At 45.2% G+C, this 24,973-nt stretch carries 13 protein-coding genes; all 13 read left to right on the top strand.

The window, feature by feature from the left end; genetic code table 11:
* Positions 1-120 precede the first annotated feature (120 nt).
* A complete protein-coding gene (locus EPL05_RS23895) occupies positions 121-285 on the top strand; it encodes a hypothetical protein (protein WP_166727638.1) in 165 nt (54 codons plus the stop codon).
* A 10-nt stretch (positions 286-295) separates the two neighbouring features.
* Entirely contained in the window at positions 296-1,504 is a 1,209-nt protein-coding gene (locus EPL05_RS05485; RefSeq protein ID WP_243837221.1) for a glycosyltransferase family 4 protein, read from the top strand.
* Positions 1,505-1,632: 128 nt separating this feature from the next.
* Entirely contained in the window at positions 1,633-4,437 is a 2,805-nt protein-coding gene (locus EPL05_RS05480; RefSeq protein WP_243837220.1) for a TonB-dependent receptor, read from the top strand.
* Positions 4,438-4,519: 82 nt separating this feature from the next.
* Positions 4,520-5,977, top strand: coding sequence for a hypothetical protein (locus EPL05_RS05475; RefSeq protein ID WP_208394680.1), 1,458 nt, complete (start codon positions 4,520-4,522; stop codon positions 5,975-5,977).
* Between the two features lie 77 nt (positions 5,978-6,054).
* The gene (locus tag EPL05_RS05470; protein ID WP_128532881.1) at positions 6,055-6,654 is read left to right on the top strand and encodes a helix-turn-helix domain-containing protein; all 600 of its coding nucleotides are present in this window, start codon (positions 6,055-6,057) and stop codon (positions 6,652-6,654) included.
* A gap of 152 nt (positions 6,655-6,806) precedes the next feature.
* Positions 6,807-10,091: a TonB-dependent receptor gene (locus EPL05_RS05465; RefSeq protein ID WP_128532879.1), complete on the top strand. Its 3,285-nt coding sequence runs from the start codon at positions 6,807-6,809 to the stop codon at positions 10,089-10,091.
* Positions 10,092-10,327: 236 nt separating this feature from the next.
* Positions 10,328-14,461 (top strand): hybrid sensor histidine kinase/response regulator transcription factor, encoded by a 4,134-nt coding sequence (locus EPL05_RS05460; protein ID WP_128532877.1) that lies wholly within the window; start codon positions 10,328-10,330, stop codon positions 14,459-14,461.
* A 1,092-nt stretch (positions 14,462-15,553) separates the two neighbouring features.
* Complete coding sequence (locus EPL05_RS05455; protein ID WP_128532875.1) at positions 15,554-18,718, top strand: SusC/RagA family TonB-linked outer membrane protein; 3,165 nt, start codon at positions 15,554-15,556, stop codon at positions 18,716-18,718.
* 22 nt (positions 18,719-18,740) lie between these two features.
* A complete protein-coding gene (locus EPL05_RS05450; RefSeq protein WP_128532873.1) occupies positions 18,741-20,411 on the top strand; it encodes a RagB/SusD family nutrient uptake outer membrane protein in 1,671 nt (556 codons plus the stop codon).
* Between the two features lie 7 nt (positions 20,412-20,418).
* A complete protein-coding gene (locus EPL05_RS05445; RefSeq protein ID WP_128532871.1) occupies positions 20,419-21,567 on the top strand; it encodes an IPT/TIG domain-containing protein in 1,149 nt (382 codons plus the stop codon).
* An 81-nt stretch (positions 21,568-21,648) separates the two neighbouring features.
* A complete protein-coding gene (locus EPL05_RS05440; protein ID WP_128532869.1) occupies positions 21,649-22,194 on the top strand; it encodes a hypothetical protein in 546 nt (181 codons plus the stop codon).
* Between the two features lie 27 nt (positions 22,195-22,221).
* On the top strand, positions 22,222-23,103 hold the full coding sequence (locus EPL05_RS05435; protein ID WP_243837219.1) for an AraC family transcriptional regulator: 882 nt from the start codon (positions 22,222-22,224) through the stop codon (positions 23,101-23,103).
* Positions 23,104-23,229: 126 nt separating this feature from the next.
* The gene (locus EPL05_RS05430) at positions 23,230-24,972 is read left to right on the top strand and encodes an alpha-L-arabinofuranosidase (RefSeq protein WP_128532867.1); all 1,743 of its coding nucleotides are present in this window, start codon (positions 23,230-23,232) and stop codon (positions 24,970-24,972) included.
* Position 24,973: the final 1 nt, after the last annotated feature.

The raw sequence follows: 24,973 nt of genomic DNA, 5'->3' as shown, positions 1-24,973 counted from the left end.
CCCCCCCCCCCAAAAATTATCGCCTATTACTGGCTCTTTTTGATAAGCCGTATCATAATAACAACTTAACATACCGGTTAAACTAAGACCGTAGCTTTATAGTATCAAAAAAACAAAACTATGGAAGCGGGATACAGCACAGTTGACCTGGTGATGCTGGCTATAGCAGCATTTGTAATTTGGGTGGCCATGCGCACGCCGAAGAAAGAAGGTATATCAAAACAAGAGAAACTTCAATATAAAATAAAACGCAAAAGCCGTCGCGGTCACCCGGTTCCTTATTAATAAGTAATGGATGATGAGCCAATACGCGGGTTTTGAGCTGGCCGGTATCCAACGCAAAGTTAGAGTAGCTTTTTTTGCGGAGATATTAACGGAAGGACTGGACGGTGCCATACGCACCATGTACCAGCTGATTGATCGTATAGACCGTGAGCGGTTTGAGTTCCTGTTTGTTTATGGCGATGGGCCGTCAAACATACGCGGGTTCGAAAGTATTAAAGTACCCACCTTAAACCTGCCTATAAACGCGGGATATTCTATGGCATTGCCTGTTTTTGCGCAAAGCAGATTAAAAGAAACGCTGCAGCATTTCGCGCCCGATGTGGTGCATATTGCAACGCCATCGCTGCTGGGCAGCTTTGGTTTAAATTATGCGGTGCAAAATAAGCTGCCCGTAATTTCTATCTATCACACACATTTTCTTTCTTATATCGATTACTATTTTAAGCATGCGCCATTTTTAATAAGCAGCATGAAGCAGTTACTTGCAGCTAACCATAAGACCTTTTATAACCAATGCCACAAAGTGTATGTACCCTCTGAAAGCATTGAGGCGGAACTAAGCGGCATTGGCATAGCACCACAGCGTATGCAGCTATGGAAGCGCGGTATCGACACCAACTTATTTTCACCATATAAAAAGAATAAGAACACCTTGCAAAAACTAACCGGGAATAGCAACCCCTGCATTTTGTTTGCCAGCAGGGTGGTTTGGGAGAAAAATTTGGAAACACTGTTTGAAGTGTATGAGGAGCTGCAAAATAGTGCCGAACCGTTGAATTTTATAATAGCTGGCGACGGCACCGCCCTGAAAGCCTCTAAAACCCGGATGCCGAAAGCCATTTTTACAGGCAAGATAAATCACAGCCAGTTGGCTGTATTGTATGCCTCTTCGGATGTTTTTCTGTTCCCCTCCGTATCCGAAACCTATGGGAATGTGGTGCTGGAGGCCATGGCTTCGGGCTTGCCTTGTGTAATAGCAGATGGCGGGGGCTCTAAAGATTTTATTAACCAAGGCGTAAACGGGTTTAAATGCCAGCCTTATAACGCCAAAGAATATGCCGGTAAAATACGCCTGTTATTGGCCAACCAAGCCATGCATGCCCAATTTATTGAGGAGGGGCTACAATACAGCAGTAATTTTAGTTGGGAGGAACTGGCCGCAACCTATTTTGATGATGTAACTGAGCTGGCGGGCAAAAATGTGTTAACTGCTGTATAGTTGGGTGTTGTGTTAGGGTAAATTGAGGTAGTTAACGCAGGGGTAACATAAACGCTTTGTTATGGTAATGCTCCGGTAACACTGTGCTAACACGGGGGTAATACTTTTGTGACGATAAATTAAGTCACGTGAAAAAAATTATATACGCAACAATTCTATTCGTTCTTGCCACATTTTCTGCAACCACATTGCTGGCTCAAAACCCAGGCAAAATTGTTGGTAAGGTAATAGACCAAAAAACAAGTGAAACCCTGATAGGTGCTACCGTAAGCATAGAAGGCACCACAAAAGGGGCCGCTACCGACGTAGACGGTCGTTACTCGTTAAGCGGCATTGCACCGGGTAGGTACACCATATTGGTAAGATATATTGGCTACCAGGCAAAATCGATATCGGATATCGAAGTAAAGGCAGGCAGCGCCACCCCGCTTGATGTTACCCTTGCGCCATCGGCAACAACGGCATTAAGTGAAGTTGTTATTAAAGCCACCTATCGCCAGGAATCTGTAAACGCACTATACGCCATTCAAAAAAATAGCGTATCAATCTCTGATGGTATTTCTTCAGAACTGATCCGCAAATCGCCGGACAGAAATACAAGTGATGTGTTAAAACGAGTAAGCGGTACCACCATACAGGATAACAAATTTGTGGTAGTGCGTGGCTTAAGCGACCGTTACAACAGTGCGTCCTTAGACGGCGCGCCGCTGCCGAGCACCGAGCCAAATCGTAAAGCCTTTTCTTTTGACATTGTTCCTTCAAGCCTTATAGATAATATCATCATCAGTAAAACCGCCAGCCCAGATCTCCCGGGCGATTTTGCCGGTGGCAACGTACAAATATTAACAAAAGACATCCCCGATAATAACTTTCTTACAGTTGGTATAGGTTACAGCTATAACACACAAAGCACTTTCAAGGATTTCCGCTCGGGCTTCCGCAGCGCCAGCGATTATTTTGCTTTTGATGATGGGAGCCGTAAACTGGTTAGCAATTTCCCTACTACAAATGAGGTGTTAAACGGCCAGGTGACCGGTAGCCGGGCTATTCAATCTATCCAAAGCCTGAACAACGATTTTAGTATTTATAAAAGCAAAGCTTTGCCGGGACAAAATTACCAGGTAACCCTTGGTAACGTTGCCGAGATAGGTAAAAACAAAAACCGCTTCGGTACCACTGTTTCCTTAACTTACCGCAACACGCAAACTATAGTTCCCGATCTGCAACAGCAGTTTGATAGTTATGATTACCATAGCGAACAAAACAAATTTTCGACCAACATTGGCGCCCTCGCTAACTTTGCATACAGTTTCGGAAAAAATAAGATCACCTTTAAAAACCTATACAACCGCATATTGGACGACCAGTTTACTTACCGCACTGGTTCAAACACTGGTTCAGTTTCATCCGACAACCACTTCTACGCATTTGATATGCTGGAAAAAGGCCTTTTCAAATCAACCTTAGAAGGCGAACATGCACTTGGCAAAAAGACTTCCAAGATAAAGTGGAACCTTGGTTTTTCTAATATTGTTAATGATCAGCCCGATCAGAAGAAAGTAAACTACAAGCAAAACAACACCGGCAATCCTAACGAGCCGTACGTTGCCGCAATAAGCTCCACGCTTGGTAAAGAGAACGCTCGCTTATTTTCTCACTTGAATGAAAATATATATTCTGGCAAAATAGACTATAACCTGCCTGTTAGTTTATTCACACAAAGCACGCTAAAAATAGGAGTAAGCTCACAATACAGGGATAGAACCTTTGACGCCCGCTTTTTAGGCGTTGTATTTAATGAGGAGACTGCCGGAAAACTAAATTATGATGTAGCGCAGTTATTGCAACGCCCCATACAAACGCTGTTTGGGCCAAACCTGATCAAATCGGGCGTGTTTGACCTGGATGAACTTGCAAACCTTACAGACAGGTATACTGCCAATAGCCTTACCAACGCTGGCTATGCCATGCTGGATAGTAAAATGGGCAAAAAGGTACGCGTGGTTTATGGTTTACGGGTTGAAAAATTTGACTTAGACCTCGTTACTCAAGACCCTAACCAGCCGAAAGTAAAGCTTAATAATACAGATTTCCTTCCGTCCGTTAACTTTACTTATGCTTTAACTCCGAAAGCGAATTTTAGAGCATCGTACTTCCGCTCTGTTGCGAGGCCCGAGTTTAGGGAATTAGCACCATTTGCTTATTACGACTATGAGATGCTGGCATCAGTACAAGGTAATGCCTTTTTGAAACGCACTGTTATAGATAACGCCGACCTGCGTTACGAGTTTTACCCGGCTGCAGGCCAGATATTTTCTATCTCGGGGTTCTATAAGAAATTCCAGAACGCTATTGAGCCTTTAATAGAAGATGAGAACTCATCAACTACCATCAGTTATTTCAACTCAAAATCGGCTTACGTATATGGCGTGGAGTTAGAGGCACGCAAAGCGCTTGATTTTATTGATGATGGTGCCTTCTTTAAAAATAGTACAGCTTATGTGAACGCTTCGTTTACCAAATCGAAAGTAACAAACCCTATCGATGGTGTGCCACGTTTAGAAAAAACACGTGCATTGGTAGGCCAATCGCCATACGTAATAAACGCCGGTTTAACCCATACCGAACTTGATAACAAATTATCGTTCAACATCCTGTTCAATCGTTTAGGCAAACGCATTTTTTATGCAGGGGGTACCAGGTTTAGCAGCGTGTACGAAATGCCAAGAAACGTGCTCGATTTCCAGGTAGGTTACAAAGTTTTAAAGAGCAAAGGCGAGATAAAATTAGGTGGCAGCGACCTACTGAACGCCAAGTATAATTTCCAATATCAACTGGATGGTAAGCCCTACACTTTCTCGGGAACAGGCTCTACCTTTAAAAGATATACGCCGGGTTCAAACTATTCATTATCATTTAATTATACGTTTTAATATTAAGCCATTTGTTATTGGTTAGTTAACACAGCGTTAATAATAGAAGCATTAATTTGTATCAAAATCGAAAGAGTTCATTATGAAAAGATCATTATTATTTTTAGTATTAGGCACTGCAATTACGTTTGCATCGTGCACCAAAAAAGAGGCTATTATTGATCCGGTTCCACCGGTAGTTCCCCCAGTAGTAGTTCCTGTTACAGCAGTAGAGGTTTCTGGCGATATCGCTACCAGCACTACCTGGACTGCTGATAAAATTTACACATTAAAAGGGTTTGTGTATGTTACAAACGGCGCAACTCTTACTATAGAAGCAGGTACAATTGTAAAGGGCGATAAAGCAAGCAAAGGTACTCTTATAGTTACCCGCGGCGCAAAATTAACGGCCATAGGTACTGTTGATAAACCAATTGTGTTTACTTCATCATTCGCTGCAGGTACACGTTCATCCGGCGATTGGGGCGGTATCATCCTGTTAGGTAAAGCACCTGTAAACCAAGGCGACAACGTGCCTATTGAAGGTGGTTTGGATGCAAAAGGCGACGCTGCTAAATATATTCAGTATGGTGGTACCGATGTTAACGATAACTCTGGTACTTTAAAATATATACGTATTGAGTACGCAGGTATCCCTTTTTCACCGGATAACGAGATCAACGGCCTTACGTTAGGTGGTGTTGGCGCTGGTACTACTTTAGATTTTATACAAGTAACCCGTTCTGGCGATGACTCTTTTGAGTGGTTTGGCGGTACTGTAAATGCAAAGCACCTTTTAGCTATCGGTGGTTTGGATGATGACTTTGATACCGACTTTGGCTTCTCGGGTAAAGTGCAGTTTGGTATTGGCCAACGTTACCCATCTATTGCAGATAACTCTGGTTCAAACGCGTTCGAATCTGATAACGATGGTTCGGGTTCTGATAAATTACCACAAACTGCGGCTGTATTCAGCAACATGACCTTGATGGGTCCTGCGCAAGGTCCTGCAATTCCGGCAAACATCAGCGCAAACTTCCAGCACGCTGCCCAATTACGCCGTAACTCTGCCGAAAGCATCTTAAACTCAGTATTTGTTGGCTTTATAGAAGGTGTTTACATCGATGATTCTAAAGTAACCACTGTAGGTTCAACTTCTACCAACTACACTGCCGGCCGTTTAGTTTTCCAAAACAACCTAATATATGGCAGCAACAGAAAAGGTAACGAAGTAAAAGGTGATAACGCAGTTCAGAAGGCTATCTTCGAAACTACTTTAAGGGCTACAAACACTTTTGATGCAGCATCATTCGGTTTAACGCTAATAACCGATCCTTACAAATACGGTTCGGACTTTGCTTCTCCTGGTACGCCTAACTTTGCACCGGTTGCCACTTCTCCTGCTGCATCTGGCGCTTTGTTTACCAATGCTAAAGTAACTGACGCATTTTTTGACAAAGTTACCTACCGTGGCGCTATCGGTACTACCGACTGGACTATTGGCTGGACTAACTTTAACCCACAGGTTATGCCTTACACCACCCCGGGTGCTGTAAAATAATCACATTTAAATATTAAAAAGGCTGCCTCACCACATGAGGCAGCCTTTTTTAATTAAGTACTATAGCGGTTGATCAGATGAGTTTTTTGCACGTACATTTTAGTGAGATAGATACCCAGATATCGGCCTTTGCCAGGGCAATTGCCTTGCCCATACGTGTTTTTATCCTGCGGATGATAGCCGAAAATGGTAACAGCCTAACCAAGCAGGCCTTTTACACCAGCGCCTTTAATACAAAAACCATTAATAAGCACATACAGGAACTACGCGGGCTGGGAATTATAAAAACCAAAACGGTAAAAGCCGAAGTGACTTATTGTATCGATGAGAAGCTGTTCGGCCAAATGTCGGCCAACTTTAGTGCGTTTTTCGAGCAGAACTCTTTACAAGGCGAAGAACAGATAAGTACAAACTCCACCCATGCAGCAGCCGGCCCGCCAGAATCGTTACATTTTTCCAGTTTTGGTGCTTATATTAAAGAACACCGGCTGGAGCTGAACCTTTCGCAGGCGGCCCTTGCCTCAAAAATAAATATCGATCGCGCCCTGCTCAGCCGGATAGAAACCGGCAAAAAAGACCTTAGTGCCGATAAGTTGCCCACACTTGCTAAAGCACTTTACTTGAATGTTGATGAGCTAAGAGATGTTTCGAGGAAACTGAGTGCTATAACCACTTGAAAGGCAATCACATATAATTTAAACTGATTTATTGTTAACATTGAATTAACACAATGACGTATCACATGCGTACACAACGGAGTGAAAGATAATTCTGCCGTAACATTGGGTTAACATTATAGCCGAACCTTTGTGGTGTTAAAATAACACAAATGAAAAAGCTATACTTTATACTAATCACTTTACTTTTTGCCACAGTTGCAAATGCACAAATAACCACTGCGGTTATAAGCGGTAAGGTGGTAGATCAAAAAGGAATTTCTCTGCCAGGCGTATCTATCTCTGTTGTAAATACCAGTACAGGTACCCGCTACGGCTCACAAACAAATGCCGAAGGGCGTTACACCATCCCCAACTTAAACGCGGGTGGCCCTTACACAATCAGCGCCACTTTCATCGGGTACAAAAAAGATGAACGTACCGATATTAATCTATCTTTAGGAAGCGCGACATTCAACTTTTTATTGATAGACGAAACTACTTCTTTAAAAGAAGTAAGGGTTACAGCGTCTGGCGGTGCTACCAAAACAGGCGCAACCACGCGCATCAGCCAAAATCAGATCCGTAACCTGCCTACCATTAACCGCAGCCTGCAGGATCTTACCCGTACTACGCCGCAAAGCAATAATAACTCTTTCCAGGGTACCAACTACCGTTACAACAACGTAACGCTCGACGGTGCCATTAACAACGATGCGATTGGTTTCAGCCCATCGCTTGGTGGCCAGTCGAACGCTTCGGGCCAGGTGGGTAGCAGTACCCGTACCAGCCCGGTATCCTTAGATGCGATACAGGATATACAGGTACTGGTTGCACCTTACGATATTAAAATTGGTAACGTATTGGGCGGTAGTATCAACGCGGTAACCCGTAGTGGTACTAACGATTTTACAGGATCTATATACGGTTATGGCCGAGGTGCCTTCTTAGTAGGCCAAAACAATGCTAAAGCTGCATTGGGTGGCGATGGCTCAAGCCTGCCGTCATCTTTCCATGATTACCAAACCGGCATCCGCTTAGGTTTCCCGCTCATCAAAAATAAGCTGTTCTTCTTCACCAACGAAGAAATTGCCCGCAGGCAGGATCCCGTTATAAGGGGCCTTGATCATGATGGTGCAGCCAATATATTAAGCCAGGCCGACGGTGATAAAATTGTTACGGCATTTAAAGCATTTACTACCGATGCTGCCCATCCAAATGGCATTGACCCGGGAACGTATAACAATACTTCTATCTTCTCGCGCAGCAACAAATACTTTAATCGTATCGACTGGAATATTAACGATAAAAATCAGTTGACCATACGTAACAACACTATCTCGTCAACCGCTACAAACTTAGAGCGCGATCAGCAGAACTTCCGTTTCAGCGGTATCGATTACACATCGCACAATAACTCAAGCTCAACCGTTGCCGAATTGAAAACACGTTTCAGCAATACCTTAAACAACAGTTTGGTAATTGGCTACTCAAACGTGCACGATTACCGCGACCCTAATTCGAACCCGGCCCTGCCACAGATTGAAATTACCGGTAAAACACCAGGCACCACCATATTTTTAGGGACAGATCGTGAAGCTGCCATATTTGATATGCGCCAAAAAACTACCGAGTTTACCGATAACTTTACCCTGATAAAAGGTAAAAACACCTTTACTTTTGGTACACACAACGAGTTTTACGATATCACCTACAACTTTGTTAACGCCTGGAACGGCCGTATTGCTTACAGCAGTATAGCTAACTTCCTGGCCAATAACCCATCGCGTACACGTGCCAACTATAACTACATCAACAACACACGCGATTATATTATGGCCAACCCATCGGCAAGGTTTAAAGTGAACCTGCTTAGCCTTTACGGCCAGGATGAGATACAGCTTACAGATAACTTTAAGCTTACCGCCGGTGTGCGCTTTGATTACGCCGATGTGCCAAACACCCAGCCGCTAAGCACCAAAACAACCAATGCACCGGTTGATGTTAACTACGGCAATACCTTTACCTATACCAAACCTGCCGATATCAAAAATAACTACCTGGGCAACGTGCAAATAAACCCAAGGGTATCTTTTAACTACGATATCAATGGCGATCAAACAGCTATATTGCGTGGTGGCACGGGCTTCTTTACCGGCCGTGTACCATTTGCATGGTTTGGTTATGCGTTTTATAATAATGGCGATACTTATGGCGCTTACGATAAAAAACCAACCGCAGCAGCGCCAATTACCCCGGGTACCAATCCGGTACAGGCACCTGTTAACGGCGGCTTGGGTTATGTAACAAAACAAACCAACCCGGCACCAAACGTAAGCCCAACCGGCCCAACCCAGGTTGACTTAATTGACAACAACTTTAAAATGCCACAAGTATGGCGTACCAATTTAGCTTACGATTATACTACTGCCAATAAATGGAAATTCACCGTGGAAGGTATTTACACCAAAGTTATCCGCGATTTAAAATTCCAACAGGTAAATACTATCGACCAGGTAACTTACTACCCATATGATGTAAATAAAGAGCAGCCGATATTTGTGAACAAAGGCGTTAACCCGTCATACACCAACGCTTACCTGTTATCAAACACCAACCAGGGTTACCGCTACAGTGCTACCGCGCAAATAGCCAAAACCTTCCCGTTTGGTTTAACAGCTAACGTTGCCTATACCTACGGTCACTCTAAAGATATTACCAACGGTATCCGTAACTCAATGGAAAGTAACTGGCAGTTAAACCAGGCGCTTAACCCTAACAACCCGGGTTTAGCTAATTCTAACTTTGATATCCGTAACCGTATAATATCTTCTGTTAACTATAATGTTGCCTGGGGTACCAATAAAAGCCTGGTATCTAACTTTACGTTCTTCTTTAGCGCACAATCGGGCAATCCATACACTTATGGCTTCCTGCCAAACTCGATTGACGGAACAGGCCAGCAAGTTAGTTTAGCCTACATTCCTAAAGTCGGCAAAACGGTAGATTTCTTTAGCGATATAGCCGGTGGTGCAACTGCTGTACAGCAAGCCGCCGCTTTTGACACCTATATTAACGGTAACAAATATTTATCAAGCCGCCGTGGCGAGTTTACACAACGTAATGCCGCTTTCACTCCATGGAACAACAATCTTGATTTTCGCTTCTCTCAAGACTTTAAGTTCGGTAGTGGCAAACGTAAACAGGTGATCACCTTTACTTACGATATTGTGAACTTAACCAACCTGTTAAATAAAAATTGGGGACAATATTACTTTTCGGCTAACACCTTTAACTCAACAAGCAGCGTTGGTTTAACACCAAAAACAACACCTGCTTTTGCATCAGCATCAACTACTAATCCTAAGTATACTTTTGCTGATCCGGGCGTGCCGTACTCAGTAGACTTGTTTGCTTCGCGCTGGCAGATGCAGTTTGGCTTGCGCTACGCATTCTAAACAAAACAACATCATTTTATTTACCAAGCGCCAGGCATAAGCCGGGCGCTTTTTTGTTTGTGTGCGGTTGTAATTGCCTGGCGGGGAAAGTAATAGTTATATATTGTAATAAAAGTATTACAGCGGGCCTTAATAAATTAGCTATTTTTGATTGACCAATTATACCATTCGCCAACCGGGATTTGTTTTTGATGTTTCTGCTGCGGGCGATGGACTATTTATTCCTGGGAATTAGAATGAGGAGATACCGTGCTTACCTGCTTGCATTTTTAACGCTATTTATGGCGTTAAGGCTATGCGCGCAAAATAACGAGTTCCAGTTCTCCAAGCTCGATATCACTAACGGGTTGTCGCATAATCAGGTGAACTGCATGTTAAAGGATAGCAAGGGTTTTATGTGGTACGGCACGCTATCCGGCTTAAATAAATTCGATGGGTATAAATTCAAAGTGTTTAAGCATATTGCAGGGGACACCACCAGCCTCAACGACGATTTTATTGTAAGCATATCGCAGGGCCCTAATGATAAGCTTTGGATAGAAACCCGCAACGGTTACAATATTTACGACCCGGCTACCGAAAAATTCAGCCGCGATATTGGTAGTTACCTCGGGCTAATAGGCGTTCCTACCCAGAATTTAACAGCCGTAAAAAAAGACCGTTTTGGCAGCTTTTGGTTTTTAAACTCTGTTACAGGCCTCTACAAATACGATGCGGCAAAAAACCGCACAACGCACATCAGCAACCACCCAACAGATAAAGGCTCTATTTACAGCAATACCGTTGCCGACCTGGCAGCCGATTCTAAAGGCAATATTTGGCTGGTGTACAATAAAGGTATCTTAGAACGCATCGATGCCAAAACCTATAAAGTAAACTACCGTAAAATCCTAAGCGAATTACCGGCCGGGTTAAACACCGGCTATCGCGTTTTTATTGATAAGGACGACGATATATGGTCATTTGTACCTACCTATTCGTCTGGCGTTTACTACATCAACAATAACCAAACTATTTTTAAACATTTAGATAAAGGCCCCTCCCCCAAGGGTTTGAACACCAACGTGGTATCAAACCTGATACAAGACGATAAGGGTCGCATTTGGATAGCGACCGACCACGGCGGAATCAACCTGCTCAACAAGAAGGACTTTACCATAAAATATTTGCTCAACCGCGAAGACGATAACAAAACCGTTAGCCAAAACAGCATTATTTTGTTGTATAAAGATAACGCGGGCATTATTTGGGTAGGCACCTATAAGCGGGGGCTGAGTTACTACCACGAAAGCATTATCAAGTTCCCACTGTATACGCATCACCTGTCTGACCCGGCGAGCCTGAGTTTTAGCGATGTAAACAAATTTATAGAAGATAAGGCGGGCAACCTTTGGCTGGGCACCAACGGGGGTGGCCTGGTTTATTTTAACCGCAAGGATGGCAGCTTTAAAAAATACCTGCACGACGCCGCCAACCCCAACAGCCTTACCAATAACGTTATTGTGAGCATGTACCTGGATCATGAGCAGAAGCTGTGGATAGGTACCTACTTTGGCGGGTTAGATTGTTTCGACGGGAGAACGTTTAAGCACTACCGGCACAACGACACCGATCCGGGCAGCCTGTCTGAAGACAGGATCTGGTCGATACTGGAGGATAGCGATCACAATCTTTGGGTGGGAACACTCGCCGGCGGATTAAACCTGCTCAACCGCAAAACCGATAAGTTTACACATTACGCTTTTAAAGCCGGTGTAAATAATTCGCTGCACTCCAATTATATGTCGGCACTAATGGAAGACCGGCGCAAAAACCTGTGGGTAGTAACCGCCTACGGTGTTGATGTGCTTAACCGTAAAACCAACGAGTTTTCGCACTATATACATGATGATAAAGACCCTAACAGCCTCGTTAATAATTTCACAAACAACATTATAGAAGATAGTAAGGGCTTGGTTTGGATTAGCACCCGCGAGGGGCTCAGCATCTTCGACCCTGTAAGCGGACATTTTACAAACCTTACCACAAAGGACGGGCTGCCCGATAATACCACCATTGATATGCGCGAGGACGATAACCACAATATTTGGGTAAGTACGCCAAACGGCCTATCTAACATCCTCGTGGATAGGAGTGCCCCGCTGTTAAAATTCAGGTTTGTAAATTATAATGAAAAAGATGGCTTGCAGGGCCGGGAATTTCAGCCCTATTCATCATACAAAACCCGTAGCGGCGAATTGATATTTGGCGGCAGTAATGGCTTTAATGTTTTCCGCCCGGCCGATCTGCATACCAGCAGGCATATCCCCGAATTGGTTTTTACTGATTTTCAGGTGTTTAACAAGAGCGTAGCGGTCGGTGAAAAAGTATTAGGTAGAGTTATCCTCCCCAGTTCCATCAGCGAATTAAAGGGAATAGAGCTGAACTACAATGAAAACGTGTTTTCGTTTGAATTTTCCGCCCTCAATTACTTCGACCCGGATAAGGTGAAGTTTGAATACAAGATGGAGGGCTTTGATGGCAACTGGATAACCGCAGACAACCTCACCCGCAAAGCACCCTACACCAATTTGGATGCGGGCGATTATACCTTTAAAGTGCGCGCTTCAAACGCCGGTTTTTGGAACAGTAAGGAAATAAGCCTGCACGTAAAAATTCTGCCTCCATTTTGGAAAACCACCTACGCCTACCTCCTCTACGCGTTGGTTTTCATCTGCGCCTTATTCTACATCCGCAGGGAAGGTATTCGCAAGCTTCGTACACAGTTTCTGCTGGAAAAAGAGCGCGAAGAAACCCAGCGCCTGCATGAGCTTGACCTGATGAAGATAAAATTCTTTACCAACGTAAGTCATGAATTCCGCACGCCACTCTCGCTTATTATGGCACCGGTGGATAAAATTGTGAAGACCGTAAAAGACCAGGATGTAAAAAACCAGCTTTTACTGGTAAACCGCAATGCCAAGCGCCTGCTGAATTTGGTAAACCAATTGCTCGATTTTCGGAAGATGGAATACCAGGAACTAAAGCTGCACAAACGCAGCGGAGATATAATTGCGTTCATCCGCGAGTTGTCGCACTCCTTTACTGATGTGGCCGAGCAAAAAGGAATTGATTTTGTGTTTGATACCGAGGTGGAAGAATACTACACCAGTTTCGATCATGATAAGATCGAACGCATCTTGTTCAACCTGTTATCCAACGCTTACAAATTTACCCATGCGGGCGGGCAGGTGAGTGTGCTGCTGAATTTACGGAAGGACAGCAAACTGGAGATCAAGATCATTGATACCGGTATTGGTATCGATCACGATAAGATCGAAAAGATCTTCGAGCCATTCTTCCAAAATGACCTCCCCGGCAGTATGCTGAACCAGGGCAGCGGGATCGGTTTATCTATCACCAAGGAATTTGTGCGCCTGCACCAGGGCGAGGTATTTGTAGAGAGCGAACCGGATCAGGGCAGTTGCTTTACCGTTTTATTGCCATTACAGCAGCTGGATAAAAAACTGTTTACCGATACGCCTGTGCAATTGCCTCATCATCCGGATGATACTTTTGATACCGGTCATAAAAAGCTTATCCGCATTAAAGATGCACGCGATGTCAAAAGGCCTACCGTATTACTGGTGGAAGATAATGACGATTTCCGTTTCTACATAAAAGATAACTTAAAGGATTCCTTTAACATTATTGAGGCCGAGAACGGTAAAAAGGGCTGGCAGAAGGCGCTCGCTCAGCACCCTAACCTCGTGGTAAGTGATATTACCATGCCCGAAATGAATGGCATAGACCTGTGCCTGAAGATCAAGAGCGATAAGCGTACCACGCATATCCCAGTTATATTATTAACCGCCATAGCGGGCGAGGAACAGCAACTGAAAGGCCTGGGCACCGGTGCCAGCGATTACATGACCAAGCCGTTTAACTTCGAAATCCTGGCATCCAAGATCAAGAACATCCTGAGCCAGCAAGAAAATATGCGCAAAACCTACCAGAAGCAGGTAGATGCCAGCCCTACAGAAATGGCGGTAGATTCGCCAGACGAGCTGTTCATCAAAAAGGTATTGGTACTGATAGATGGCAATATCTCCAATCCCAATTTCTCGGTAGAGGAACTGAGCAGCGAAATGTTTGTGAGCCGTTACACCCTCTACAAAAAAATACTGCAGATGACGGGCAAAACTCCCAACGAACTGGTACGCCAGATGCGCCTTAAACGCGCGGCGCAGTTGCTGGAGACCGGGCACCTAACCATCTCGCAGATATGCCACAAAGTGGGCTTTAAAAGCCAGAAGTATTTTGTAAAAACCTTTAAAGCCGAATTTAACACCATCCCATCCCGCTACGCGGATAGTTTTAACGAGGAATAGCTAAGTTTCAAAAGGCTCCCCTTACCGGCTATCATAAAACGTTCCGGTGGAACATTAAAATGGATTTTGTTTCTCTATCCATGAGCCGTCCCGAAGGGACGAGAATACGAGCCAGTATCCCTTCGGGATACCTTATGGGTTGTTTCTCTACCCATGAGCCGTCAAGAAGGGACGAGAATACGATCCAGTATCCCTTCGGGATACCTTATGGATTTTGTTTCTCTACCCATGAGTCGTCCCGAAGGGACGAGAATACGAGCCAGTATCCCTTCGGGATACCATGGATTTTGTTTCTCTATCCATGAGCCGTCCCGAAGGGACGAGAATACGAGCCAGTATCCCTTCGGGATACCTTATGGGTTGTTTCTCTACCCATGAGCCGTCAAGAAGGGACGAGAATACGATCCAGTATCCCTTCGGGATACCTTATGGGTAGAAAAAAAATATCAATACCGCCGCGTTCCATTGGAACGCATTATGAGTTCCGCGGATTTTTTGAAGTGCACCACATTTTATGTGATAACTTAAGCGGTGGGAGACCTGATAGAACTCTTGTTACATCCTACCTTGGATAATCAAAATACTACAGGATAGTGTATTATATACATCATGCATCTCGCTTTACTCCCCCGGATGAAATTCTCCGCCACATCATTAAAATATAAACCCTTGTTACGATTTTAGGTAATACTATTCTTACCCTTTATAAAGTACTCCACCCCAAAAAAGGGTACACATTTGTAACTATTCTCGCCAGATAGGTGCCTGTTATTATATTAATTGACTGATTTCCAGATAATTAATTCGGGTTGACATTTGTGCCCCTATTTATCCACAACGGGGCTAATTATACCATATAATTTTAACCCAGTATAATGAATATAGCCCGGTACCAATTAGCCGCGGCAATATTGTATAAACCAACAGAACCAAATTTTTATTTTTTTTTTAATTGCAGGGCATCACCGGTGGCTATGAGCTATCAGATTTTGCTGTAGCCGTTTCGCCGCTAATAATGGTGTTTTGGCACCCTGTGAGCAAATACATGTACCAAATTAAATCGAATATAAAACCAACACAAACCAAAACAACATGAGGAAAATTCTACGAATAGCACTGCTGTTTGCCTCCTTTTTCATTTGCGCCCGAAGCATGGCGCAAACAGGCGGAACAGTGGTCAGAGGAACTGTAGCCGACGACAAGGGCATAACCTTGCCCGGCGTAACCGTTACGGTGAAGGATGCCAAAGTAAATGCAATTACCAATATCGACGGTAACTACACCATTACAGTGCCTGCCGGCAGCCGCATTTTAGTTTTCAGCTTTATTGGTATGCAACAGCAGGAAATTACCATTGGCAGCCGTACGCAAATTGATGTAACGCTAAAATCATCTACTACCTCGCTTACCGATGTAAACGTGGTAGCTATCGGTTACGGTAGCCAGCGCAGGCAGGATGTCAACGGTGCCATATCATCCGTAAAAGCATCGGATATCGCCAATATCCCGCAACCCAGTATCGATCAGATGCTGCAGGGAAAAGCGGCGGGTTTAACTATCACCCAAAACTCGGGTGCACCAGGTAGCTCTACTTCGGTAAGGGTGCGTGGGGTTACCTCGCTTAGTTTATCAAACGAACCACTGTATGTTATCGATGGCGTACCTATCTCAGGCGATGCTACAAACAAATCTACCAGTGGCCGCTCTCCACAGCTGAACAACGTTAATAACGATCAATCTGCCGTGAGTCCGTTAGCTTTGATCAATCCAAGCGATATCGAGTCTATCGATGTTTTAAAGGATGCATCGGCAACGGCTATTTACGGCAGCCGTGCATCTAACGGTGTAATTATCATCACCACCAAGCGTGGAAAAAACGGCGGCGCACGCGTTGCTTATGATGGTTACGCGGGTTTTCAGGAGCAGGGCAAATTCTTAGATATGATGAAACTGCCGCAATACGCTACACTGCAAAACGCACTGGCCGATGCACAAGGCACCCAGCGCCGCAGCGAATTTGCCGACCCAAGCCTGCTTGGCCCGGGCACCAACTGGCAGGAGGAGATCTTCCGTACCGCGCCAATGCAAAACCATCAGTTATCATTTTCGGGTGCTAAGGATGGTGTAGATTACTATATATCTGGCGGGTACCTAAAACAACTGGGTACCATCCTCGGTAACGATTTTAACCGCTATAACTTCCGTACCAATGTAAACGGGCAGGTAAAGGAGTGGTTTAAGGTAGGTGCTGCTATCTCGGGTAACCGCAGTAACCAAAACGTATCCATTGGCGATAACAATGGTGTTATTTACGGCGCGTTATTAAGCGCTCCCGATCAGTCGGTACGTAATGCGGATGGTACTTTCTCGGGCCCTTTGCCGGAGGCTAACCAACAGGGCGGGCAGATCAACCCGGTTGCCCGCGCGTTGGATATATACAACAACCTGGTGCGTAGCAATGTAAACGCGAGCATTTATGCCGATACCCGTTTCTACAAAGACCTGTCCTTACGGTCGGAATTGAATGGTGATTTCAACTGGTCGAACGCAAAGGTTTTCCAGCCATCGTACGCGTACGGCCCATATAATGTTAACCCTACGGCTAAACTTAACGTGTACAATGCGAACTCGAACTATTGGGGTTGGAAAGAATATTTAAATTACAATCACACCTTTGGTACAAAACATGCCGTTACCGGTTTATTAGGTTACGAGGTGAACGAGAGTAACTGGGGCGGTATTGATGCCGGCGTACAGAGCTTTTTGAGTAACGACCTCAAAACCCTGAACCTGGGCGATGCCAAAACCGCTACCAATGGTGAGTATAAAGACGGGCAGTCGCTCGAATCACAATTCGCACGTGCCATATACACGTACAATAACCGTTACAGCATCACCGCGACTATCCGCCGTGATAAGTCCTCTAAATTTGCCGAAGGCCATCAGGTGGGTTACTTCCCATCGTTCGCGGTATCATGGCGCTTATCTGAAGAGCCGTTTTTGGCCAGCGTAAAATCTGTTGCCGATAATATTAAACTGCGCGTAGGTTACGGCCAGGTGGGCAACCAATCGGTACCGAACTATCTTTACGGCTCCGCACTTAATTCGTTAACAACCGGCTTGGGTACAGGTTTTACTATTGATAAAGTAGCTAACCCTAACTTAACCTGGGAAACAGCCATCCAAACCGATATCGGTGTTGATTTCTCTTTGTTTGGCCGCATAGATGCCAGCTTCGATTATTTCGACAAAACATCAAAAAACTTCCTGTTCCAGGCAGCGTTGCCGGCTTTCTTATTAGGCCAGAGTGCTGAGTATTCGGGTACGGGTGTTATCAACCCTCCGTTCATCAACGGTGGTAAATTGTATAATCGCGGTTTCGAATTTACCATCAACTCGCGCAATATTGCAGAGAAGAATTTTAAATGGAACACAACCGTTATCTTCTCAAAATACAAAAATAGAGTGGTTTCCCTTGCAGAGGGGGTTCCGTTCATCAACCGTTCGGTTGGCGTAAGCTTCCTGTCGTTGCCGGTTACCCGCACAACAGTAGGCGGCCCTGTTGGTGAGTTTTATGGTTACAAGGTTAAGGGCATCTTTAAAACTGCCGAGCAGTTGCGCACAGCACCTACCCAATTTGGCCGCCCGGTAGCTAATAACTCAGGTGGGACTTATTTAGGCGATATCCAGTATGAGGATCTGAATAACGATGGCAAGATAGATGAGGCAGATCAAACCTCACTGGGCAGTGGTAATCCTAAGTTTACTTATGGTATCACCAACAGCTTTACTTACAAATCGGTAGATCTTTCGTTCTTCCTGAATGGTTCTTACGGGGCCAAAATATTCAATGTATTAAATTATTCTATCGCAGGCTTATCCGGTTTATACCAAAACCAATTGGCTTCGGTATCTAATTTCTGGACACCCACCAACTCCGATTCAAATATCCCTACCCCAAGAGGTGGCGATAACCCCAACCTGAAGAACTCCGACAGGTTTATTGAAAGCGGTTCGTTCCTGCGTATCCAAAACGTAAGCATCGGCTACAGCCTGCCATCGGCATGGATAAAAAAGGTAAAGCTTAACCGCCTGAGAGTTTATGCAAGCGGTCAAAACCTGTATGTGTTTACCCCATACAAAGGGCTCGACCCGGAAATTGGTTCGCTAAACCAGGACGCGTTTTTAACAGGTGTTGATGTGGGCAGGTACCCTGCGCCGCGCACTATCACCTTTGGTATCAACGCAGAATTTTAACTAAATATTAGAGAGAATTGAGATGAAAAAATATTTAAAATATATAATGTCGATGGCTGTTGTAGCAGGAGTTACAACCAGCAGTTGCAAAAAAGACTTTTTTAACCGCCCGCCCCAAAGTGCTATTACTTTGGATAACTACTATCAAACAGATGCACAGGTTACGGCCAGTACCAACGCGCTTTATAGTGCTACCTGGTTTGGCTGGTGCGGTAAGGCTGGCTGGAGCATCACCGATCTTAGCGGTGGTAACGGCCGTACCTACTCGTCTGACGTGGTAAACTTTTCCAATTTTTCGGTTACGGATGGCAACTTTGAGCTGAGCGGTGCCTGGAACTCGTTATTCATCACCGTAGCGCAGGCAAACGCGTTGATAAACAATCTGCCGGTTAAAGTGCCTTCAACAGTAAGCCAACCGGTAATTAACAATGCCCTTGGCGAAGCGCACTTATTCCGTGCTTTAGCTTACTTCCACTTAGTGCGTGGATGGGGCCCTGTGCCAATTATTGAGAATAGCTTAGATTATGTAAAGGATTACCAGATCAATGCCAACGTGGTACCGGATGTTTACAAATTCATTGTGAACGACTTAAAATTCGCGGAAGCTAACCTTACCGTAATGGGTCCGCGCAGCGGCAAATCATCGGGCAGGGTGTCAAGCGGCTCGGCTTCGGCCTTGTTAGCGAAAGTGTACTTGTACATGGAAGATTATACCAATGCAAAGGCGCAGGCCGATAAAGTGATCAACAGCGGTGAGTTTAAATTATACGGAGCGGATGTTGCCGGTAAAACCTACAACGACCTGTTTTTAACCGCCAATAATAACAACGAGGAATCTATTATCCAGTTGCAATGGTCGGCTACAGGCGGTTACGGTAAAGGTAACCCGCAGCAGGCCTCATTTGCCTATAACTCACTGATCACCGGCACAGGCGATGGCTACGGTGCAATAGCCCCAACATTCGACCTGCAGGATATGTACGATCCGGGCGACCTTCGCCGCAAAGCAACCATCATGCTGCCGGGAGATCATTATCCCGAGATCAATTCAGATAAAGGCGGTTACACCCTGCCTGCCGATGCCAGTTCACAAGGCACGCATGCACAGGTGAAGAAATATGTAGTAGGTACCCCCGCAGATAACGGCGGCGTAAGCGCGGCACAATCGGCACCAAATAATACCTACATGATGCGTTTGTCGGATGTGTATCTGATCAAGGCCGAAGCTGTAATGTCAGGCGCCTTAACCAGTTCAGATCCTCAGGCCTTAGCAGCTATAAACAAAGTGCGTAACCGTGCAGGCCTTGGCAACTTAACCGTTATCAAAAGGTTTTACAGTATACCTAACCCTAATATTTCTCACTACGGCGCGTTCCCGTCACCTGCTGTTCCTGTGAATTTGCTTCGCGATGATATTATCGACGAAAGACGCAGAGAGTTTGCATTTGAGGACGATTTCTTTTTTGACCTGGGCAGGGTAGATGGCTTTAATGCTACTGCGCACCCTAAAGGCATCCAGATGATAAAACAACAGGATCGCGGTACATCTGATAACAGCACGCCGCCTGTACGTTACGCAAACGAGTTTAACGCCAACGTAACCGATGCAAGTTTCCGCCTGCCTTATCCGGCTACCGAAGTAGCATCAAATCCAAAACTGAAAGAGGCACCAGTACCTTACGTTTTTAAATAGTAATACCATGAAAAAGATATTAAAACAAACAAGATCATTCTACTGGATACTATCGGTATTGATGGTGTTCGGCATTGCATCGTGCAGAAAAGACACGGTGCAAACCGGCGGCAAAGGCGCGCCAAAAGTAACAAGGGTAAGGTACCTGAGTAAGACAGATACTATCGAAAACGTATCACACCCCGTTAATCTCGATTCTGCTAACGTTTACAACGATATTAAGGTAGTACCGTTCGACTCTACCGTGGTAGCGGGCAGGCTAAACACCCAGTACGCCATAGTAGGCGAAAACCTGCTGAGTACTACCAAGGTATTGGTAAACGGCAAGCAGGTTTATTTTAACCCCGCTTTGGTTACCGATAACATTGTCATCTTCACTGTTTCGGCAGATGTGCCTTTTGGGCCAACACAAACCAATAAGCTAACCGTGGTTACCACCCAGGGTACGGTTGATTACGATTTCGGCATATTGCAGCCGCCACCGGTAATTACATCGTTTACCCCATTAGCAGCCGGTGCAGGCGATATTGTTACCATAACCGGAAGTGTGCTGGCCGGTGCCACTGTTAAGTTTGACGATACACCGGCTACCGTAATTGGCACACCAACCGATACTGAAGTGAAGGTGCAGGTACCTGCAGGCATAGTGCAAGCTTACCTTTATGTAACCACATCGGGCGGAACCTCTAAGTCGGCAGCAGCGTTCGGCTTTAAATCGGTGCTGTATGATGAAGCTTTGCAAAATGGATGGGGCAACTATGATGGCTACGGAAGTACCCGTAACTTTAAAGACACCCAGCATCCTAAACGCGGGCTTTACGCTATTGCTACAACAGTTGATAACGGTTACGGTGCCCTGCAGATAGGCTACGGCGGCGCTACCCTCAATGCTAAAACAAAAGGCTTTACGGCGCTTAAATTCTCTATCTACGGTGGTGCCGGTATTAAAGATGGCGATAAGGTGCGTGTGGTGATCAACGGCGGTTACGGCGATGGCGTAAGCGTGGTAGTTACCATGAAAGCCGGCGTTTACACCGACTATACCATACCGCTTAGCCAATTGGGCGACCCAGGCAACATCAACGAGTTTGTAATGCAAACGCAGGGAACTGCCGCTCCGGCAACCTTCTACGTAGACGATATTGGTTTCATATAATAGTTTGATTTAGTTAATAGCCACCGTTGGTCCGTTCCGGGCCGATGGTGGTTTTTTTAAAACCTTCAAATTTTTAACCACATGAAAATTTATACGCTGTTAGGTTGTGTTCTGTTTTTTTTGCTTGCGCATACAGCATCGGCGCAAAAAAATCTCGTTAGCAACGGTGGCTTTGAAGACGCGCTATCCGACTGGACGGCCGATAATACAGCTAAAATTACCCCTTGGGATTATAAAGGCGGCAAAAATGCCTGTGCCATTATTGTGTACAACGCCAATAATTGGGTAGGCCTCAGCCAATCGGTACGCATCCCCAAAAACACGCTTGGGATGGAGTTTTCGGGATGGCTGAAAACCATTAACGTGGTAAAGGGCGACGACGAGTGGAAGGGTGCTATTTTTAACATTGAGTTTTTAGATAAGGCGGATAAGAAAATTGGCGATGGCGAAAACATTGCCCGCCTAAGCGGCGATCACGATTGGGAGCAGGCCAAAAAACAAGTTAAGGTGCCGGCAACCGCCGTTAGTTTCAGGGTGCTGCTGGCCATGGGCTATGCATCGGGCACCATGCTGATAGATGATATTACCGCCAAAGTTTTAAATGCAGAAGAAGTGGCAAAGCTGTGACCCGTTCACAGCCTGTGAGATAATGATATGATGACATCCAACAACGTAATGCACGAGATAACGCCGCTTACCCCAGGCGACTGTTTTACCATATCTTCCAGAGTGAAGAACAAGTTTGATTTTCCGCTGCACTACCATGATGAATATGAACTTAACTTCATCATTAACGCCAAAGGCGCAAAACGGGTAGTGGGTGGCAATATAGAAGTGATAAACGATATGGAACTGGTGCTCATCGGCCCAAACCTGTACCATACCTGGTTTACCCACCAGTGCTGCAGCGAAGATATTACGGAGGTTACCATTCAGTTCCATAAAGATCTGTTCGATGATAAATTCCTTCGCCGTAACCAAATGAGCTTTGTAAAGGCCATGCTGGAGCGCTCGCAACGGGGCATCAGCTTTCCACCTCAAACGATAATGATCTTAAAAGACAGGCTGTTATCATTGGATAAAAAAAATGGTTTTGATTCGGTGCTGGAGCTCCTCTCCATTCTGCACGATCTTTCCATCTCCCGTAACATGAAAACCCTGTCGGACCCCGCGTTTGCTATCGAAAAATTCAATTACAATAGTCGCCGCATAGAGAAGGTTTATGAATACCTCAATACCAATTACACCAAATCGGTAACGCTGGCCGAAGTGGCCAGAATTGCCAATATGCCCGAGGCATCTTTCAGCAGGTTCATTAAAAAACGCACCGGCAAAACTTTTATCGATAGCCTTAACGAGATCCGCCTTGGCCACGCCTCGCGGATGCTGATAGATAGCACCACTACGGTGGCCGAAATAGCCTATAAATGCGGTTTTAATAATATCTCCAATTTCAACCGGATTTTTAAAAGGAAAAAATTATGCATTCCAAAGGAATTTAGAGAGACCTATACGGGAAATCGAATTTTTATATAGTTGAAAAATGGTGCTAAAAAACAGCTAAAAGGCGCGAAAAAAACATAAAAACGTGCAGGTTTTTGAAGGTAAAGTTTGCTTTTCGGGGCTTTTTTATCAAAAAAGGGCAAAAAATAAAACATCGAAATGAAAAATTTTAGAAAATTTGGGGCAGCATTAGTGCTTACCCTGGCCATTTTGCAGGCCTGTAAAAAAGAGAGCAAGCCCGTTACCCCTGTAGATATGGGCGGCACTACAGACGGCGGTACAACCGTTATCCTCCCCCAAACCGACCCGGCACTGGCCGCGAGCCAGGGTTTTTTCCTGGATGCCTGGGCACCTAAAACATTTGAAATTCCCGCCACGCTGAAAACAGCCGCTAAGCCGGCTGCCGGCAGCATCACCGCTACTGTTGATTACAGCAAAGTGGTAAGCAAGGTATCTAAATACCTGTTTGGTAATAATACCAATCCCTACATGGGCCAGTACATTACCGAGCCCATTTTGATGGAGAACCTAACCGCACTTTCACCAAATATTTTGCGTTTCCCGGGTGGAAGCCTTTCTGATATTTACTTTTGGGATGGTGTTATCCCCGCCGATGCGCCTGCTCAGATCCTGAACAACGCTGGGGTTGCTGCCGACGCTGGTTATTGGCTGGGCAACAGACCCGATAGCTGGACCTTCTCTTTAGATAACTATTACAAGGTTTTGCAGCAAACCAACAGTACGGGCATCATCACGGTAAACTACGGATACGCCCGCTACGGTACCGGCCCAAAGCCTGCCGAAGCAGCTGCGCACCTGGCCGCGCAATGGGTACGCCACGATAATGGACGCACCAAATACTGGGAAATTGGTAACGAGAACTATGGCACATGGGAAGCGGGTAACCGTATCAACACTGCCAACAATAAAGATGGGCAGCCACAACTGTTAAACGGTACCCTATACGGCAACCACTTTAAAATTTATGCCGATTCGATGCGTAAGGCTGCTGCCGAGGTTGGTAATACCAATATCAAAATAGGGATAGTACTAACCGAGGCGGATGAAAAAAACAACACTTCCACCATTATCCAAAACTGGAATGCCAATGTGCTTTCACAGGCAGGTAACTCGCCCGATTTTTACGTGGTGCATAATTACTACACACCTTATAATCAAAACTCTACCCCCGAGGTGATCCTGGCAACCCCCGGCCCGGTTACCACCGGTATGATGAACTGGGTTAAAACATCTGCCACGAATGCTGGCGTTAACCAAAAACCGGTTGCGCTGGATGAGTGGAACATTTTCTCTACCGGCTCCAAACAAATGGTATCAAACGTAACAGGCGTACACGCCGTAATGGTATTGGGCGAAATGCTGAAGAACCAATTCAGCATGGCAAGCCGCTGGGATTTGGCCAATGGCTGGGAGAACGGTAATGATCACGGCCTTTTCAACATAGGCGACGAGCCCGGCGCGGCAAAATGGAATGCAAGGCCCGCCTTCTACTATATGTATTACTTCCAAAAATACTTTGGCGATAGGATGGTAAGCTCAACCGTAACCGGCAGCCCTGATATTATGAGTTACGCTTCGTCGTTTACATCGGGGCAGGCAGGTACGGTATTGGTAAACAGGAGCAGCGCCGACCATGTGGTTACCATCAGCTTTAAAAATTTCGCCCCCGGCACAAAATATTACTACTACACCCTTAATGGCGGTACGGATAACGGCTCCTTTTCGCAAAAGGTTTTAATCAACGGAACAGGGCCTTCAGGTACTTCGGGTGGCCCGTCAAACTATGCTACAATTGCGGCAAATACTTCCGATATTGCAGGTGGTATAACCGTAAACGTGCCCGCCCGCGGCGCGGTATTCCTCATTGCAGAAGGTAAATAAA

Origin of the sequence: Mucilaginibacter gilvus (genome assembly GCF_004054195.1) — a bacterium.
In the GTDB taxonomy this organism is placed as follows: domain Bacteria; phylum Bacteroidota; class Bacteroidia; order Sphingobacteriales; family Sphingobacteriaceae; genus Mucilaginibacter; species Mucilaginibacter gilvus.
The sequence above is the reverse complement of the archived record's forward strand: the minus strand, read 5'-3'. Positions and strand labels throughout refer to the sequence as shown.

Excerpts from the sequence above, each read along its gene's own strand:
- EPL05_RS23895 (WP_166727638.1), top strand. The coding sequence starts at position 121 with ATGGAAGCGGGATACAGCACAGTTGACCTGGTGATGCTGGCTATAGCA.
- EPL05_RS05485 (WP_243837221.1), top strand. The coding sequence starts at position 296 with ATGATGAGCCAATACGCGGGTTTTGAGCTGGCCGGTATCCAACGCAAA.
- EPL05_RS05475 (WP_208394680.1), top strand. The coding sequence starts at position 4,520 with ATGAAAAGATCATTATTATTTTTAGTATTAGGCACTGCAATTACGTTT.
- EPL05_RS05470 (WP_128532881.1), top strand. The coding sequence starts at position 6,055 with ATGAGTTTTTTGCACGTACATTTTAGTGAGATAGATACCCAGATATCG.
- EPL05_RS05465 (WP_128532879.1), top strand. The coding sequence starts at position 6,807 with ATGAAAAAGCTATACTTTATACTAATCACTTTACTTTTTGCCACAGTT.
- EPL05_RS05460 (WP_128532877.1), top strand. The coding sequence starts at position 10,328 with ATGAGGAGATACCGTGCTTACCTGCTTGCATTTTTAACGCTATTTATG.
- EPL05_RS05455 (WP_128532875.1), top strand. The coding sequence starts at position 15,554 with ATGAGGAAAATTCTACGAATAGCACTGCTGTTTGCCTCCTTTTTCATT.
- EPL05_RS05450 (WP_128532873.1), top strand. The coding sequence starts at position 18,741 with ATGAAAAAATATTTAAAATATATAATGTCGATGGCTGTTGTAGCAGGA.
- EPL05_RS05445 (WP_128532871.1), top strand. The coding sequence starts at position 20,419 with ATGAAAAAGATATTAAAACAAACAAGATCATTCTACTGGATACTATCG.
- EPL05_RS05440 (WP_128532869.1), top strand. The coding sequence starts at position 21,649 with ATGAAAATTTATACGCTGTTAGGTTGTGTTCTGTTTTTTTTGCTTGCG.
- EPL05_RS05435 (WP_243837219.1), top strand. The coding sequence starts at position 22,222 with ATGATGACATCCAACAACGTAATGCACGAGATAACGCCGCTTACCCCA.
- EPL05_RS05430 (WP_128532867.1), top strand. The coding sequence starts at position 23,230 with ATGAAAAATTTTAGAAAATTTGGGGCAGCATTAGTGCTTACCCTGGCC.